The organism is Sphingosinicella sp., from assembly GCF_041916975.1.
Classification (GTDB): Bacteria; Pseudomonadota; Alphaproteobacteria; order Sphingomonadales; family Sphingomonadaceae; genus Sphingosinicella.
Map to the genome: position 1 here is coordinate 2,340,632 of NZ_JAYRYK010000001.1, position 13,932 is coordinate 2,354,563.

The following is a 13,932-nucleotide window of genomic DNA, read 5'->3' on the forward strand; positions in this document are numbered from 1 at the left end:
GTTCCTCTCCCATGGCGGGGCCGAAGCCTCCAGCGTTGCCCACCAGAGAGCCCCGCGCCGCGCGGCTTTCAAATATTTACTTCGTCCCCAGCGATATCGATTGCGTATCGGCAGGCGCGCGGGCCACGGCGACGAAATTCCCCACGAGGGGACCGGCATCCCGCCGGCAGGCAACCCCCATCTCGATCTCCACCGGCTCGGCAAGCGGAACCAGCACGACCCCCTTGGGCGCGATCGGCGCCATCGACGCCGGAACGAGCGCGAGGCCAAGGCCGGACTGCACAAGGCTGAGCAGTGTCGGCACCTGCGTCGCCTCCTGAGCGATGCGCGGCGTGAAGCCCGCGCGCTGGCAAGCCAGCAGGACGACGGTTCGCAGCACGCTGACAGGGCCATGCAGCAGCAACGGCTCGCTGGCCAGCTCGGGCAATGCCACGACCGATTGCCGCGCCACTGGGTGTGTATCCGAAACCGCGACCGCGAGCCGGTCGCGTTCGATGACGCTGATGTCGAGCGCCTCTGGCCGCAACATCGGCAGACGAACCAGACCGACATCGAGCTGCCCCGCCATCAGCGCCTCGCCGACCGAGACGCTCGTCATCTCCTCCAGCCGCAGATCGACGTGCGGAAAGCGGGCACGGAACGCTGGCACGATGCGCGGCAGGACGACGCTGATCGCCGATCCGACGAAGCCGACCGCGATTGTCCCGCTCTCGCCCAGCTTCGCGTGGGTAGCCGCTGCCCGGACGCGGCCAGCCTGCTCGAGCGCGGCGCGGGCCGCGGGCAGCGCGGCGCGGCCCGCCTCCGTCAGCCGGACACCGCGCGTTTCGCGGATGAACAACCGGATTCCCAGCTCCTCCTCCAGCTTGCGGATGGCCACCGTGAGCGGCGGCTGCGACATGTGGAGCCGCTCGGCCGCGCGATGGAAATTCAGCGTATCGGCCAAGGTCGTGAAATAGCGTAATTGGCGAAGGTCCATCGATAGTTCCCAAATATCGCAATCGCGATAATCAATATTGGCGACTGCAGGACGCCTTGCCTAGACGCCTAACAACCCACCCTTCAAACGGGAGCTGATCGCGCCATGGACCCATTTCTTCTTGTCGAGCGTGACGGCCCCGTCGTGACCGCCACGCTCAATCGCCCCGACCAGCGAAACGCCATTTCCGAGCTGTCGCACAGCGAGGAGATACAGGATTTCTGCGCCGACGTGACGCGCGACACGACGATCCGGGCCGTGATCCTGACCGGGGCGGGCAAGGCGTTCTGCGCCGGCGGCAACGTGAAGCACATGCAGGACAAGGCCGGAATGTTCGCCGGATCGCCTTACACGCTGCGCAACAAGTACCGCACCTGGATCCAGCTGATCCCGGCCGCCCTCCACGAACTGGAAGTGCCGGTGATCGCCGCCATCAACGGTCCGGCGATCGGTGCCGGACTCGACCTTGCCTTGATGTGCGACATTCGCATCGCCGCTGACGACGCGGTGTTCGCGGAGATTTTCGTGAAGCTTGGCCTCGTTCCCGGCGACGGCGGCGCCTGGCTGCTGCCGCGCGTCATCGGCATGGCGCGCGCCGCCCAGATGACGCTGACCGGGGACACGATCGATGCCGCCAAAGCCCTTGGATTCGGCCTGATCTCTGAAACGATGCCAGCGGCGGATCTGATGGACCGCGCACGCGCCATCGCCGCCTCGATTGCCGCCAACCCCGGACACGCCACGCGCCTCGCCAAACGCTTGCTGCGCGAAGGGCAGGACATGAAGCTCGGCCCGCTCCTTGAGCTGTCGGCGGCCTATCAGGCGCTTGCCCATCACACCGCCGATCACGACGAAGCCATCGCCGCCGCAGTCGCCAAACGCCCGGCGAAATTCACCGATCAATAGCGGTCCCGCTCACGCGCCGGCCACCTTCATGAAGGTGGCGCGGCCCGTGGCGGCGATCCGCCCCGCGGCATCCACGACGCCGCCCTCGACGCGCGACAGGCTTTTCGAGGCGTGCGTCACACGGCCAAAGGCGCGCACGATGCCCGGCGTCAGCGGGCGCAGGAAACTCGCGGTCAGTTCGATGGTCGGCCGGTAGCTGCCGACATCCAGCGCGTGGCGGACCGCGCGCGACATGGCAGTGTCGAGCAGCGCCAGGATCACCCCGCCATGCACCAGATGCTGGTCGTGCAGATGGGTTTCGCCGGCCTCGATCTCGATCCAGTAGCCATCATCGCGTATGCCGAGGTGGCGAACGCCCAGCAACGCATTGAACCCAGATATCCCGTCGTTCCCGGCCACCGCGCCCTCCCAACGAGAAGGCTACGCCCGAAACCGGTTCAAGAAATACTCACCTTCGCGGCGCCGCTAAACGAGTTTTACCTGAGCGCCCGCTTTCCTAGGCAGGCTGGCAGCAGCGCACCGCCCGGCCTGCGGCAGGGTGACAGAGCGGAGAGAAAATGTTCAGAACCGGTATCACCTCGATCGCGGGTTATCTCCCGAGGCGGCGGCTCCTGCGCAAGGCGATCGTCGATGCGGGCAAATGGGCCAACCCCGGGCTGGCGGCGCATGGCAAGGGTCGGCGCACCATCTGTTCGCATGACGAGGACAGCCTGACGATGGCGGTCGAGGCGAGCCGCTTTTGCCTGGCGGGCGCCGATGACACGCCGCTTGGCCTCATCCAGTTCGCCAGCACCACGGCGCCCTTCGCCGACCGTGCCAATTCGGTGATCCTGAACGAAGCGCTCGGCCGGTCCGCCGATGTCCGCTGCAGCGACGTCACCGGCTTCCTCGGCTGCGGCGTGACCGCCTTGATCAATGCGCTGGAATGCGAGCGGCCGGCGCTGACCGTAGCTTCCGAAAAGCGGCTGGCAAAGGCGGCATCGGTGCAGGAATTGTCGCTCGGCCACGGCGCAGCGGCGGTCACGACCGGCACCGACAATGTCATCGCGCGCGTCCTTGCCGCGCATTCGATCGCGGCCGACTTCGTCGACCACTACCGCACCGCCGGGGCGCAGACCGACTATCTCCTCGAAGAACGCTGGGTGCGCGACGAGGGGCAGATGAAGGCGGCGCCGCCGGCAATCGCGGCGATTCTCACCGCCGCCAATCTGGGCCCCGGCGATATCCATCATCTCGTGCTCGCGGGGGCGAGTCGCGCCGCCGCGCGCCAGATCGCGGCGCAGGGGGGCATTCCCGAGGCGCGGCTCGTCGACATGCTCGACGCCGGATGCGGCGACACCGGCTCCGCACAGGCGCTGCTGCTGCTGTGCCACGCGCTGGAGACGGCCGGGCCCGGCGAGACGATCCTGTTGGTGAACATCGCGCAGGGTTGTCAGGCACTGCTGTTCGAAACCACGGATGCGGTCGGCAAGCAGGCACCCGTTCGTTCGATCCGCAGTCAGCTGGACGGCGGCGTCGATGACGACAATTATCTGCGCTTCCTGTCGTTCAACGATCAGATCGATATCGACTGGGGCATTCGTGCCGAGCGCGACAACCGGACGGCGCTGTCCGCCTTCAATCGTCATCGCAAGACGGCGACGGGCTTCGTGGGCGGCCTTTGCACGGCCTGCGGGACACGGCAATTTCCCAAGGGCCGGTGCTGCGTCAATCCCGAATGCCGGCAATTCGACACGCTGGTCGACGAGCCCTTCGAGCACAAGGTCGGCACGGTCAAATCCTACACCGAGGACTGGCTGGCCGTCTCCGCCAACCCGCCACTGATGTACGGCAATGTCACCTTCGACGACGGCGGCGTCATCATGATGGAATTCACCGATTTCGAACCGGGCGAGCTGCGCGTCGGCCTACCCGTCCGCTTCGTTTTCCGCATCAAGGAAAAGGACCCCAAGCGGCAGTTCCACCGATATTTCTGGAAAGCCGCGCCGGTGCATGGAGAAGAAGGAACGGCGCATGGCTGAGGGCATCAGGGACAAGGTCGCCATCATCGGCATGGGATGTTCGCGATTTGGCGAACGATGGGACTGCAGCGCCGAAGACCTTATGGCCGAATCATTCCGCGAAGCCATCGCCGATGCCGGCATCGACCGCGACCAGATCGACGCGGCCTGGTTCGGCTTGTCGATGGACGAGCAGAACCTGGGCAAGTCGGCGCTGTCGCTGTCGCAGACATTGCGCCTGCCGAACATCGCCGCGACGCGCGTGGAAAATCTCTGCGCGACGGGATCGGAAGCGCTGCGCGGCGCCGTCTATGCGGTCGCGGCCGGCGCGGCCGACATCGCGCTCGCGCTCGGCGTCGAAAAGTTGAAGGACACCGGCTATGGCGGCCTTCCCGAACGCAGCAGGGGCACGTTCAACGACCTCTGGCAGCCGGGCGTGACCGCGCCGGGTTCGTTCGCCCAGTTCGCGAGCGCCTATATGTCGCGCCACGGGCTGACGTTCGACACACTGAAGGAAGCGATGGCGCACGTTTCGTGGAAAAGCCACGAGAACGGCGCCAGGAACCCCAAGGCGCATCTGCGGCGGCGGCTTTCGAAGGACGCGATCATGAGCGCGCCGATGATCGCCTACCCGCTCGGCCTGTTCGACTGCTGCGGCGTCAGCGACGGGTCGGCCTGTGCGATCGTGGCCAGCCCGGAAATGGCGAAGCGGCTGGGCCGGACGGGCGATCTCGTCAGCGTCAAGTCCATGCAATTGTCGCTGAGCAATGGTTCGGAAATGTCGCACAATGGCTGGGACGGCAGCTACGCGCACACGACGCGGATCGCCGCCGCCAAAGCCTATCGCGAGGCCGGCATCACCGATCCCGTGCGCGAACTCGACATGGTGGAGGTGCATGACTGTTTCTCGATCACCGAGCTGGTGACGATGGAGGACCTCGGCCTGTCCAAACCCGGCGAAGGTTATCGCGACGTCCTCGCAGGCAAGTTCGATGCGAACGGCGAGGTCGCGAGCAACATCGACGGCGGCCTCAAATGCTTCGGCCACCCCATCGGCGCCTCGGGACTGCGCATGGTCTACGAGAGCTACAACCAGCTGCTCGGCCGCGCCGGCGATCGCCAGCTTTCGCGGCCGCGCCGGGCGCTGACCCATAATCTCGGCGGTTTCCCGAACAATAATGTGTGCAGCATCTCCATCCTTGGATTGCTGGACAGCTGATCTCGAATCGCATTCACGAAGGAGCGCGCGTGCACAATCCGGCATCGCTTGAGAATAAGGTCATCATCGTCACCGGCGCGGCGCAAGGCATCGGCAAGGCGCTCGCCGACCATGCGCTGTCGATGGGCGCGCGTGTCGCCGCTGTCGACATCAACGCGGCGGCGCTCGACGAGAGTTTCGGCGCGCAGGATGCGAAACGGGTGCAATGCTTCGCGGGCGATATCACCGCCGAGGATTTCATCGCCGGCGTCGTCGCGGAAACCGCCGCGACCTTCGGCGATGTGAACGGCCTGCTCAACAACGCTGGCATCGTCAGGGCGGCGATGATCACGGACATGCGGCGCGATCAGTGGCAGGCGGTTATCGACGTGAACCTGACCGGCGCCTTCCTCTGCCTGCAGGCCGTCGGGCGCTTCCTTGTCGACAAGGCGAAGAGGGGCGATCCGAATCTGGGTTCGATCGTCAACGTGTCCTCCGATGCGGGACGTCGCGGCACGTTCGGGCAGATCAACTACGGCGCGGCGAAATCGGGCATGCTGGGGCTGACGATGAGCGCGGCGCGCGAATGGGGCCGCTATAACATCAACGTCAACAGCGTCTGCTATGGCCTCGTCGAAACCGCAATGACCGAGACCATCCGGCAGGACAAGTTTCGCGACCGCTATCTCGAAGCGATCCCGCTCGGCCGCTTTTCCACACCCGAGGACGTCGCACCGGCGACCTGCTTCTTCCTGTCCGACGCCGCCGCGTACATCACAGGGCAGCATATCGGCATCGACGGCGGGTTTCACATCACTGCGTAGGAGGATTGTGCGCGCTCAATCCGGCTGAAGCCACTGCTTCCCGTGCCGCGCCCACGGATTGTCGCCCGCTGACGCCGGCAGAGCATACAGCGCCTCGCACGTCGTCGCGAGCCGGCCCTCCACCGACAGGGTGATGTTGACCGCCGCCGAGGCACCGCACGGCCCTTCGGCAAGCACCTGTTCGACGCTGCCGCCGAGCAGCACGCGATCGCACGCGAAGATGGACGACTTCATCCGGAACTGCATCCGGGCGATTCGCCCCAGCGGGCCGGACCAATCGCCGAGATAGCGCTCGATGAGCGCGGCCTGAAACTGGGTGTTGGCGAAGATGTCGCGCTGCCCCGCCACATCGACGACATAGGTGCGGTCGTGATGGAGCGGCGAGTAATCGCGGCTTGCGAGCGCTCCGGCGATCAGCCGGGTCGCGGTCACTTCGTAGGTCAACGCCGGAAGCGCCGCACCCACCGCGACGTCCGCGATCAGCAGCTGCGTCACGGCGCGTCCTTTCGAAATCCGAAAAATTCGTAGCGCTCGACCCCGACCAGATCGCCGGCCTCATCGAGATACTGCATCTCGACCGTCCAGAAGCGACCCCGTCCCAGCTTCGTGTCCTTGATGTCGCCGATGTCCCGAACGACCTGCTGCGTCCGCAGCCGGTCGCCGATCTTCACCGGCGCGTAGAAAATGAGGCTGTTCGACACCGCGACCGAGGCCGGATACCCAAGCAGGTCCTTGAGATCGAAATGCGCCTGCAGCGCCCGTAGCGGCTCGCTCTGGCCAGGCTCCCAAAGCTCGGGCCGGCCCCAGGCGGCCAGCATCGTCGCCGGCGTGTAAGGCGCGCCCAGCACGGCTGAGGCCTCCGCCTCGTTCCAGTGCACGGGGCCGGCGTTTTCCACCGCCGCGCACATGGCGCGCACCGACAGCGCATTGGCCGTGATACCGAGATCCGACACATATTGCGGCTTGCCGATCAGCCGGACGACAGCCTCGTCCAGCGCATCGGCGGGGCCGGCTTCCCGGTTCATCTCACCGGCCGCCGATCATGCGAAGACATGATCGGATATCCGCGCTCTGAGCTCCGCCGGTGTCCCGTACATCAGTTCGTGAAATTTCGACCGGCGGTAAAAGAGTTGCGGCTCGGCCTCGGTCGAATAGCCGATACCGCCATGGACCTGAACGCTCACCGTCGCCAGCCGGCGGAACAGCGATGTCGCCTTCAGCTTCGCCATCTGCGCGAGGTGGCGATGCGGCATGCCGCCGTCCTTCGCCCACGCCGCCTGATAGACCAGATAGCGCGCACCCTCCAGTTCCGTGGCGCACTCCGCCAGCGGATGCGACACCGCCTGGAAATTTGCGATCGGCCGGCCGAATTGCTGGCGCTGGTTGGCATAATCCGCCGTCAGCGCGAGCAGCCGTTCCGCCGCACCCACCGCCTCCGCGGCGACCGCGACCAGAACATCGCCGAAGATGGCCGCGTCCGATCCGGGCATCTCCCCATCGGCGAAGCTGCGCGCCGGATCGATTTCGACATCATCGAAACGGACGGCGAACAGCGCCTGCGAGGCGTAGTTGGGCTGCGCCTCGATGGAAACGCCGCTGGCGTCCGCCGGTATCAGCGTCCAGCACCCGCCGCCCTCGCCGCGCGCGTGGACAAGGAACAGGTCGGCGACGCTGGCGAACGGAACGAGCAGCCTTTCCCCCGACAACACTGCGCGCGCAGAATCGATCGTAGCCAGCGCTGCGTCGGCTTCATTCCCGTCCCACGCGGGAATCACGATCCGCGCGCCGGCCGCTATGGCGGGCAGATATTCATCCTGCACATCGGCCGGCGCCAGCGACGCCAGGATGCTGGCCGAAAGGATGCAACTGGAGAGGAAAGGCGACGATGCGAGCGCGCGGCCGAACTCCTCACTGACAAGCGCGAGATCGAGCGTGCTCATCGCGGCGCCGCCATGGGCTTCGGCGATGCGAAGCCCGCACAGCCCCGCCGCGCCAAGCTCCGTCCAGAACGGGCGGTTCAATTTGTCGTCTTCGGCTTCGAGCGCGCGGATCTTCCCGGCGTCGAAGGTCGCTTCGCAAATCCGCCGAACCGTATCGCGCAGCAACTGCTGCCCTTCGTTCAGATCGAGATCCATCGCTACGCTCCGACCATCAGTCCCAGCCCGCGTCGGGCCACGATATTTTTCTGAACTTCGGACGAGCCGCCGCCGATCGTATCGACGACCGTGGCCCGGTCCGACATTTCCCACTTGCCGCCGAACGGCGCGTGCGGGGCCCCGGCCTTCAGCAGCCCCAGCGGCCCGAGACAATCGATCGCATAATTGGCGATCCGCCGGCCGAGCTGCGTGCTGTAATATTTGTACATCGCCGCCTCGACGGTGGGCACTTCGCCCTTGATCGCTCGGGCGATCACGCGCCGTTGCAGCATCTTCGCGGTTTCGACATCGCACGCGAAATCCGCCACCTGCGACCGGACGACGGGGTCGTTCGACAGCGGAACACCGTCCCTGCGGGTCAGCTTCAGCAGTTCCACCAGCGACTGGAATCGCAGCAGCAAAGGCCCGACCGTGTAGAGCGCAAAGCGTTCATAATCGAGCGCCTCACACACGTACTGCCAACCGGCATTCTCTTCGCCGACCAGATAATCCTGCGGCACATCGACATCGTCGAAGAACACCTGGTTCGTCCGGTGGTCCCCCATCGTCTTGATTTCGGTGATCGTCAGCCCCGGATGATCCATCGGGACCAGAAATACACTGATCCCCTTGTGCTTGGGCACGTCCGTATCGGTGCGCGCCGCCACCCAGTACCAGTCCGCGAAATGCGCGGACGTGGTCCACATCTTCTGGCCGTTCAAAACCCATTTGTCGCCGCGCCGTTCGGCACGCAGCTTCAGCGAGGCGAGATCCGACCCGGCGCCGGGTTCCGAATAGCCGAGCGCGAATTCGATATCCGCGGCAAGGATCTGCGGCAGGAATTCCTGTTTCAGCCGGTCCGATCCGTGCGCGATGATCGTCTTGCCGATACAGCCGACACCCTTGCCGATGATCGGCGCGCCCTGGCTCGAAAGCTCCTCGTTGAGCAGGTAATCATAGACGCCGGGCATTTCCCGTCCGCCATATTCGCGCGCCCAGGACATGCCGATATAGCCGGCTTCGGCCAGCCGTTTCATGAACTGGCGACGCTCAGGCGAATCGACGAGCCAGGAATCGGTTTCCCGCCACGGCGCGAACACGATGTTCGCGTCGGGCCGCTGCTTCTCACCTTCCAGATAGGCCTGGAACCGTTCGAGGAACGCCAGCTCTTCTTCGGCAAATGAAAAATTCACGCTGCGTCCTGCTCCATCAGTTCAACGGTGTTGCCGTCGGCATCCTCGACGAGCGCGACGCGCACGCCGGGACGCAGCGTCCGGATCGGAACGCTGACGGTGTAGCCCGCGCCCGCGACGCGATGCACGGTCTCCGAAAGGTTGGAGATTTTGAGCGCGATGTAGCCGATGCCGATCCGGTCCGAAAACACGTCGCCTCTTGCGGCCGGTGCGGGCGTCTTGTCGGGCACGAGGACGCGCAGGATGCTGTTGCCGATCTGGATGCGCGTGACCTGGCCGACGTTCGGAATCTGCACGCTGCCGGCGAGCGGAAAGCCCAAGAGTTCGTTATAGAACCGCATTGGGCCATCGATCGCTGCCGAGACGATGCCAACGTCAATCTGCTCGCAGGCGAGTTTGGCGGTCATGATATTCTCCTATCCACGGGGCGCGGACGCGAGGTTCTTCTCGATCGTTGCGGGGTCGAGGCCGCGATGCCCCCAGATGTCGCCTTCGACGAACTGGTTGGGTGTCCAGCTGTCGTCGATCATCCGCCCGCCGAAGCCGATCTCGACCTCGAAACCAAAGGGCGAGCGCATGTAGAAGGACAGCATATCGTCGTTGACGTGCCGCCCGAGTGTCGAAGTGATCTCGATTCCCGCGTCAGTCACCCGCTCGAGACATTGAAGAACCATATCGATCTCGGTCACCTCGATCATCAGATGGTGAACCCCGCGCACATCGCCGACCTTCAGCAGTCCGATCGAATGATGGCGCGCGTTGCAGCCGTAGAAATTGGCTGAATTGCCGCTGCCGAAGTGGATATAGTCGACGAGGTTGAAGCCCAGAATGCGCGTGTAAAATTCCTGCGCGGATTCAAGATTGCGGGACGCCAGCAGATTGACGTGACCAATGCCGAGCGGACCGGCGAGGAATTCCATGCCGAGCGGCGACGCGAACTTCCTGTCAACGGTCGGGCCGTGAAAGAGCTCGATCGCATTGCCGCAGGGATCGGCGGTGTGGGCAATCGCGGTGACGGCGCGCTGCCGTGCCTGCGCGGCGGTTCCCATTTCGGCGTCGAAGCCCGCAGACCGGAGCTTTTCGACATGGGCCTCCAGGTCAGCCTGATCTTCCACCTCGAATCCGAGATATTTGATCCCCCGGTTGTTTTCGTCGGGATGGACCGCGATGCGCCACTGCCACTCGTCCATCTTCAGATAGACGCTGCCATCGTCGGCGATTCCGCTGCCGCCGCTTTTCGGGCCTGCCCCCGGGATCGCAGGTATGCCCCAATCCTCGCCCGCGTAGGCGCGCGCCGGCATCAGGCCGATGATTTTGGTGGCATAGTCGAGCCAGGCCATCGGGTCCGGTGCGCCAAAGCCCACATATCCCAGGCTGCGAATGGACATGAGATTACTCCTGAACGGGTGCGGTTGTTGGCCTAGCGGCCAAGCTGCACGGGCACATGATCGAATCCGGACAGAAACTCGCCATAGAACCGGGTGCAGCGAGGTGTATCGACGGTGTAACGTCCTGAAACCTTGAAGAACTCTTCGAGCGCGATCGTCCCAGCCATGGTCGCGAGGTGCATCCCGAGACATTTATGACCGCCGATGCCGTAGGTCAGGTCACGCTTGTAGGAACGGAAAATGTCGAATTCGCTGGCCCGCTCGAATTCCGCTTCGTCGCGATTGCCCGATGCATAAACCATCAGCAGATTTTGGCCCGCCTTGATCTGCCGGCCCCTTACCGAAAAGTCCTTCGTCGCGCGCCTGCACAGTATATTGGTCGGCTGGTCATAGCGCGCGGCCTCGAAATAGGCGCGCGGTGCCAGTGCGACATCGTCGATCACCGCCTGCTGCTGCGCCGGGTGCTGCGCGAGATAATAGACCGCGCCGGCACAGACGTTGGGAGTGGTCCCCGATCCGACGGTGAGAAAAATGATCAGGATGTTCACGATGTCCTGATCTTCAAGGCGGTGGCCATCGACCTCGGCTTCCAGATATTTCCGGATATGTCCGCCCGCCAAATCCGGCTGATCGCGGATTTTGCGGACATACGCATGTAGCTGCTGGAACAGCTCGGCACCGGCAGCCTGGTTGCGCGCCGAGGACGTGCCGATCTGCCCCGTCTCACGGTGCATGGTTTCATCGATCAGCTTTCGCCACGCGATCGAGTCTCCGGGAGGGAGGCCCAGATTATAACCAGCGTTGATCGCGAACAGGCGATTCACGTAGTCGGTGTAGAAGTCAAATGCGCCGTTTTCGGCCAGCGGCTTCAGCAATTCCCGCGCCAGCGCCGTAATACGCTCGCTGTCCTGCTCGACATTCGACTTCGTATAATCGGCATGGACAATACGCCGCCATTTGCGATGTTCCTGAAGGTCCATGCTGGGAAAGGCATGCGGGACCGGCTCACCAAGAAGAACGTTTGTCAGCGGCTGCCCTGCCGTAAAGGTAATGTCCGCCTCGTGCTCGACACTGACCTTCCAGATGTCATCGAAATGAACAAGCGCCCATGCGTTATACTTTTCGATGAAGTATGCCCCGTCGCTTTTCCTCAGCTGATCATAAAGAGCATGCGGATCGCGCATCGCCGCATCGGAGAAAGGGTCATATTCCATTCGCGATCACCCCGGATGAGCCTGTTTCAGCGCTCTTCACGCCTTCGATCGTGGCGGAGCCTATTCGGCGGGGCGGCTCATAATAAACTCGTGTTCCCCAGCGCCGGGAAAGCGAGTTTAACCTTAGCCGCCCGAATACCAGAGTCCGTGCCCGGAAACCGAGTGACGGACAAAGGCGGCAATGGTCGAAACGGAACCCACGGGCATCGAGGTGACTGTCGCCGACCGGATCATGACGATCCGGCTGAACCGGGAAGCCAAGCGGAACGCGATCACCTACTATATGTACCGGGAATTGGTCGATCTTCTGCATGTGGCCGAACGCAGCGAAGAGATCAGCTGCGTCCTCTTCGCATCGACCGGCACGATTTTCACGGCCGGCCACGACGTCAGCGGTTTCGCGCAGGGGCTGGAGATAGCCTACGACGAAAAGCCGTCCTTTCTGTTCATGAAGGCGCTCGTCGATTTTCCCAAGCCCGTCGCCGCGGCGCTGAATGGTAATGCCGTCGGTATCGGCGCGACCATGCTGTTCCACTGCGACCTGGTGTACGGGGTGCCCGAGGCGCGGATCGTCTTTCCGTTCGCCGACATGGGGCTGATCCCCGAATTTGCCTCAAGTCTGCTGCTGCCGCGGCTGGCCGGGCACCGCAGAGCGATGGCGATCCTGCTTCACGAGCGTGGCTGCGACATGAACACGGCGGTGGACCTCGGCCTTGTCAACGAGGCGGTGCCGCGGAGCGGATTGGAGCCTCGCGCGCTTCAGGTCCTGCGCGGAATCGCGGCACTCTCGCCGGACGCCGTTGTCATGACCAAGAAGCTGCTGAAGGCCGAGGAACGAACGGCGATCCATGCCGCGATCCGGCACGAGGCCGAGAGTTTTCACCACCTGTTGCAATCGCCCTTCGTCCGCAACCGGTTGGCGGCCATCAAAGAACGCATATCGCGTGATTAGGAGCGCTCCGCCCTATTTCGTAAGATAATTGACCGCCATTCGCGTCACTTCGTCGATGAGCTGCTCCTCCGAGATGTTGGTCGGATTATGCGCCAGGAAATATTCGATATTCTGAATGGTCGCGCGCTCGACGAGGAGCAGCGCCGTCCGCAGGTCCGAGACCTTGAGTTCGGCCTGATGCTGTTCGAGGAAAGCCAGATTTGTCGAGTGCGTATAGTTCTCGACCGAAAGGCTTGAGGTATATTTCTTCAGTTCCGGCACCTGGTCCAGAATGCGGAACAGGATGAAATGGTTTTCCTTGTAGATTTCAAGCAGCAGCGCCATCACACGCCGCAGCGCCGGCTCAAGCGGCTCCTCCATGGAGTTTCGCAGCGTTTCGCGGATGCGCGCCGCGGCCTTCGTCACCGTCTCTTCGATCAGCGCCTTGACGATCGCCTGCTTGTTCGGAAAATACTGATACAGCGATCCGACGCTGACCCCCGCCACCTCGGCGATCCGGTTGGTCGTCGCGGCCTGGAAGCCTTCGCGAACGATGATCTGTTCAGTGGCCTGCGTGATCGCTTCGGCGGTGACCATTGCCCGCTGCTGCTTGGGGTTCTTGCGGCGTCCAACGTCAGTCGCTTCGCCTTGAGCGGCAGGGGGCGTGTCTGCAGGGGGCGTCATCGGCAACTCGATCCCATCGACTTTACACAAACTCGGCCCGATAGTGTCGCAAAAGCCCCACTTCGGCAATTCGGCAATGGACTGCTCTGACACGGCCTGCCTGTGCGCCGGCCCCCATGCGAGTTCATTGTGAGGACAGGCCTTGATATGCGGCAACCAAAGAAGATGGAGCCACCATGCCGGCATATGTATTCGGGAAGCTGATCGTCGAGGACTGGGATTGGTACCGGGAGTATCGCTCCGTGACCGAGCCGCTCGTGGAAAAATATCGTGGTCGCTACCTGATCAAGGGCGGTGACGCCGAAAAGCTGGAAGGCGCCGAGCCGCCGGGCCACGCACTGGTGCTGATCGAATTCCCGGATCGCGAGGCGGCGCAAGCTTGGTACTCCGATCCCGATTACGCGCGCATGATCGCGCTGCGAAAGGCCAGCGGGGTGACGACGGAGCTGCTGCTGGCCGAAGGCATACCCCCGACAGCCTGAC

The 13,932-nt window shown here is 63.9% G+C and carries 16 protein-coding genes; 6 read left to right on the top strand and 10 right to left on the bottom strand.

What is annotated here, in order from left to right; all coding sequences use genetic code 11:
- Positions 1–76 precede the first annotated feature (76 nt).
- Positions 77–976, bottom strand: coding sequence for a LysR family transcriptional regulator (locus tag ACE3TJ_RS11190; RefSeq protein WP_374596138.1), 900 nt, complete (start codon positions 974–976; stop codon positions 77–79).
- Positions 977–1,081: 105 nt separating this feature from the next.
- Between ACE3TJ_RS11190 and ACE3TJ_RS11195 the strand changes: the two genes are divergently transcribed.
- Positions 1,082–1,882 carry a crotonase/enoyl-CoA hydratase family protein gene (locus tag ACE3TJ_RS11195; protein ID WP_374596139.1) on the top strand — a complete coding sequence of 267 codons (801 nt, stop codon included), beginning with the start codon at positions 1,082–1,084 and terminating at the stop codon, positions 1,880–1,882.
- A gap of 9 nt (positions 1,883–1,891) precedes the next feature.
- On the opposite strand, the gene ACE3TJ_RS11200 is transcribed toward ACE3TJ_RS11195, so the two are convergent.
- A complete protein-coding gene (locus tag ACE3TJ_RS11200) occupies positions 1,892–2,281 on the bottom strand; it encodes a PaaI family thioesterase (protein ID WP_374596140.1) in 390 nt (129 codons plus the stop codon).
- A gap of 158 nt (positions 2,282–2,439) precedes the next feature.
- Here ACE3TJ_RS11200 and ACE3TJ_RS11205 point away from each other — a divergent pair, with 158 nt between their 5' ends.
- From ACE3TJ_RS11205 to ACE3TJ_RS11215, 3 genes are read left to right on the top strand one after another with little or no spacing between them, the layout of a single operon-like run.
- The gene (locus ACE3TJ_RS11205; protein ID WP_374596141.1) at positions 2,440–3,903 is read left to right on the top strand and encodes a 3-oxoacyl-[acyl-carrier-protein] synthase III C-terminal domain-containing protein; all 1,464 of its coding nucleotides are present in this window, start codon (positions 2,440–2,442) and stop codon (positions 3,901–3,903) included.
- Positions 3,896–5,101, top strand: a complete 1,206-nt coding sequence (locus ACE3TJ_RS11210) for an acetyl-CoA acetyltransferase (protein ID WP_374596142.1) — start codon at positions 3,896–3,898, stop codon at positions 5,099–5,101. The genes ACE3TJ_RS11205 and ACE3TJ_RS11210 overlap by 8 nt, the downstream gene beginning before the upstream one ends.
- Before the next feature lie 29 nt (positions 5,102–5,130).
- Positions 5,131–5,904 (top strand): SDR family NAD(P)-dependent oxidoreductase, encoded by a 774-nt coding sequence (locus tag ACE3TJ_RS11215; protein WP_374596143.1) that lies wholly within the window; start codon positions 5,131–5,133, stop codon positions 5,902–5,904.
- A 15-nt stretch (positions 5,905–5,919) separates the two neighbouring features.
- Here the strand turns inward: ACE3TJ_RS11215 and ACE3TJ_RS11220 are convergent, their stop codons facing one another.
- The 7 genes from ACE3TJ_RS11220 to ACE3TJ_RS11250 are packed head-to-tail and all read right to left on the bottom strand — an operon-like array spanning position 5,920 to position 11,834.
- On the bottom strand, positions 5,920–6,399 hold the full coding sequence (locus ACE3TJ_RS11220; RefSeq protein WP_374596144.1) for a hypothetical protein: 480 nt from the start codon (positions 6,397–6,399) through the stop codon (positions 5,920–5,922).
- Positions 6,396–6,929: a MaoC family dehydratase N-terminal domain-containing protein gene (locus ACE3TJ_RS11225; protein ID WP_374596145.1), complete on the bottom strand. Its 534-nt coding sequence runs from the start codon at positions 6,927–6,929 to the stop codon at positions 6,396–6,398. Before ACE3TJ_RS11225 ends, ACE3TJ_RS11220 begins: the two co-directional genes overlap by 4 nt.
- Before the next feature lie 15 nt (positions 6,930–6,944).
- Positions 6,945–8,039 (bottom strand): acyl-CoA dehydrogenase family protein, encoded by a 1,095-nt coding sequence (locus tag ACE3TJ_RS11230; protein WP_374596146.1) that lies wholly within the window; start codon positions 8,037–8,039, stop codon positions 6,945–6,947.
- 2 nt (positions 8,040–8,041) lie between these two features.
- Positions 8,042–9,232: an acyl-CoA dehydrogenase family protein gene (locus tag ACE3TJ_RS11235; protein WP_374596147.1), complete on the bottom strand. Its 1,191-nt coding sequence runs from the start codon at positions 9,230–9,232 to the stop codon at positions 8,042–8,044.
- Entirely contained in the window at positions 9,229–9,639 is a 411-nt protein-coding gene (locus tag ACE3TJ_RS11240) for a VOC family protein (protein ID WP_374596148.1), read from the bottom strand. Before ACE3TJ_RS11240 ends, ACE3TJ_RS11235 begins: the two co-directional genes overlap by 4 nt.
- A 9-nt stretch (positions 9,640–9,648) precedes the next feature.
- Positions 9,649–10,620 (bottom strand): VOC family protein, encoded by a 972-nt coding sequence (locus ACE3TJ_RS11245; protein ID WP_374596149.1) that lies wholly within the window; start codon positions 10,618–10,620, stop codon positions 9,649–9,651.
- Between the two features lie 32 nt (positions 10,621–10,652).
- Positions 10,653–11,834, bottom strand: coding sequence for a cytochrome P450 (locus ACE3TJ_RS11250; protein WP_374596150.1), 1,182 nt, complete (start codon positions 11,832–11,834; stop codon positions 10,653–10,655).
- A 181-nt stretch (positions 11,835–12,015) separates the two neighbouring features.
- Here ACE3TJ_RS11250 and ACE3TJ_RS11255 point away from each other — a divergent pair, with 181 nt between their 5' ends.
- On the top strand, positions 12,016–12,786 hold the full coding sequence (locus tag ACE3TJ_RS11255) for an enoyl-CoA hydratase/isomerase family protein (RefSeq protein WP_374596151.1): 771 nt from the start codon (positions 12,016–12,018) through the stop codon (positions 12,784–12,786).
- A 12-nt stretch (positions 12,787–12,798) separates the two neighbouring features.
- Here ACE3TJ_RS11255 and ACE3TJ_RS11260 read toward each other — a convergent pair whose 3' ends face one another.
- Positions 12,799–13,635, bottom strand: a complete 837-nt coding sequence (locus ACE3TJ_RS11260) for a TetR/AcrR family transcriptional regulator (protein ID WP_374596152.1) — start codon at positions 13,633–13,635, stop codon at positions 12,799–12,801.
- On the opposite strand from ACE3TJ_RS11260, the gene ACE3TJ_RS11265 reads away from it, so the two are divergent.
- Entirely contained in the window at positions 13,626–13,931 is a 306-nt protein-coding gene (locus tag ACE3TJ_RS11265) for a DUF1330 domain-containing protein (protein ID WP_374596153.1), read from the top strand. The genes ACE3TJ_RS11260 and ACE3TJ_RS11265 overlap by 10 nt on opposite strands.
- Position 13,932: the final 1 nt, after the last annotated feature.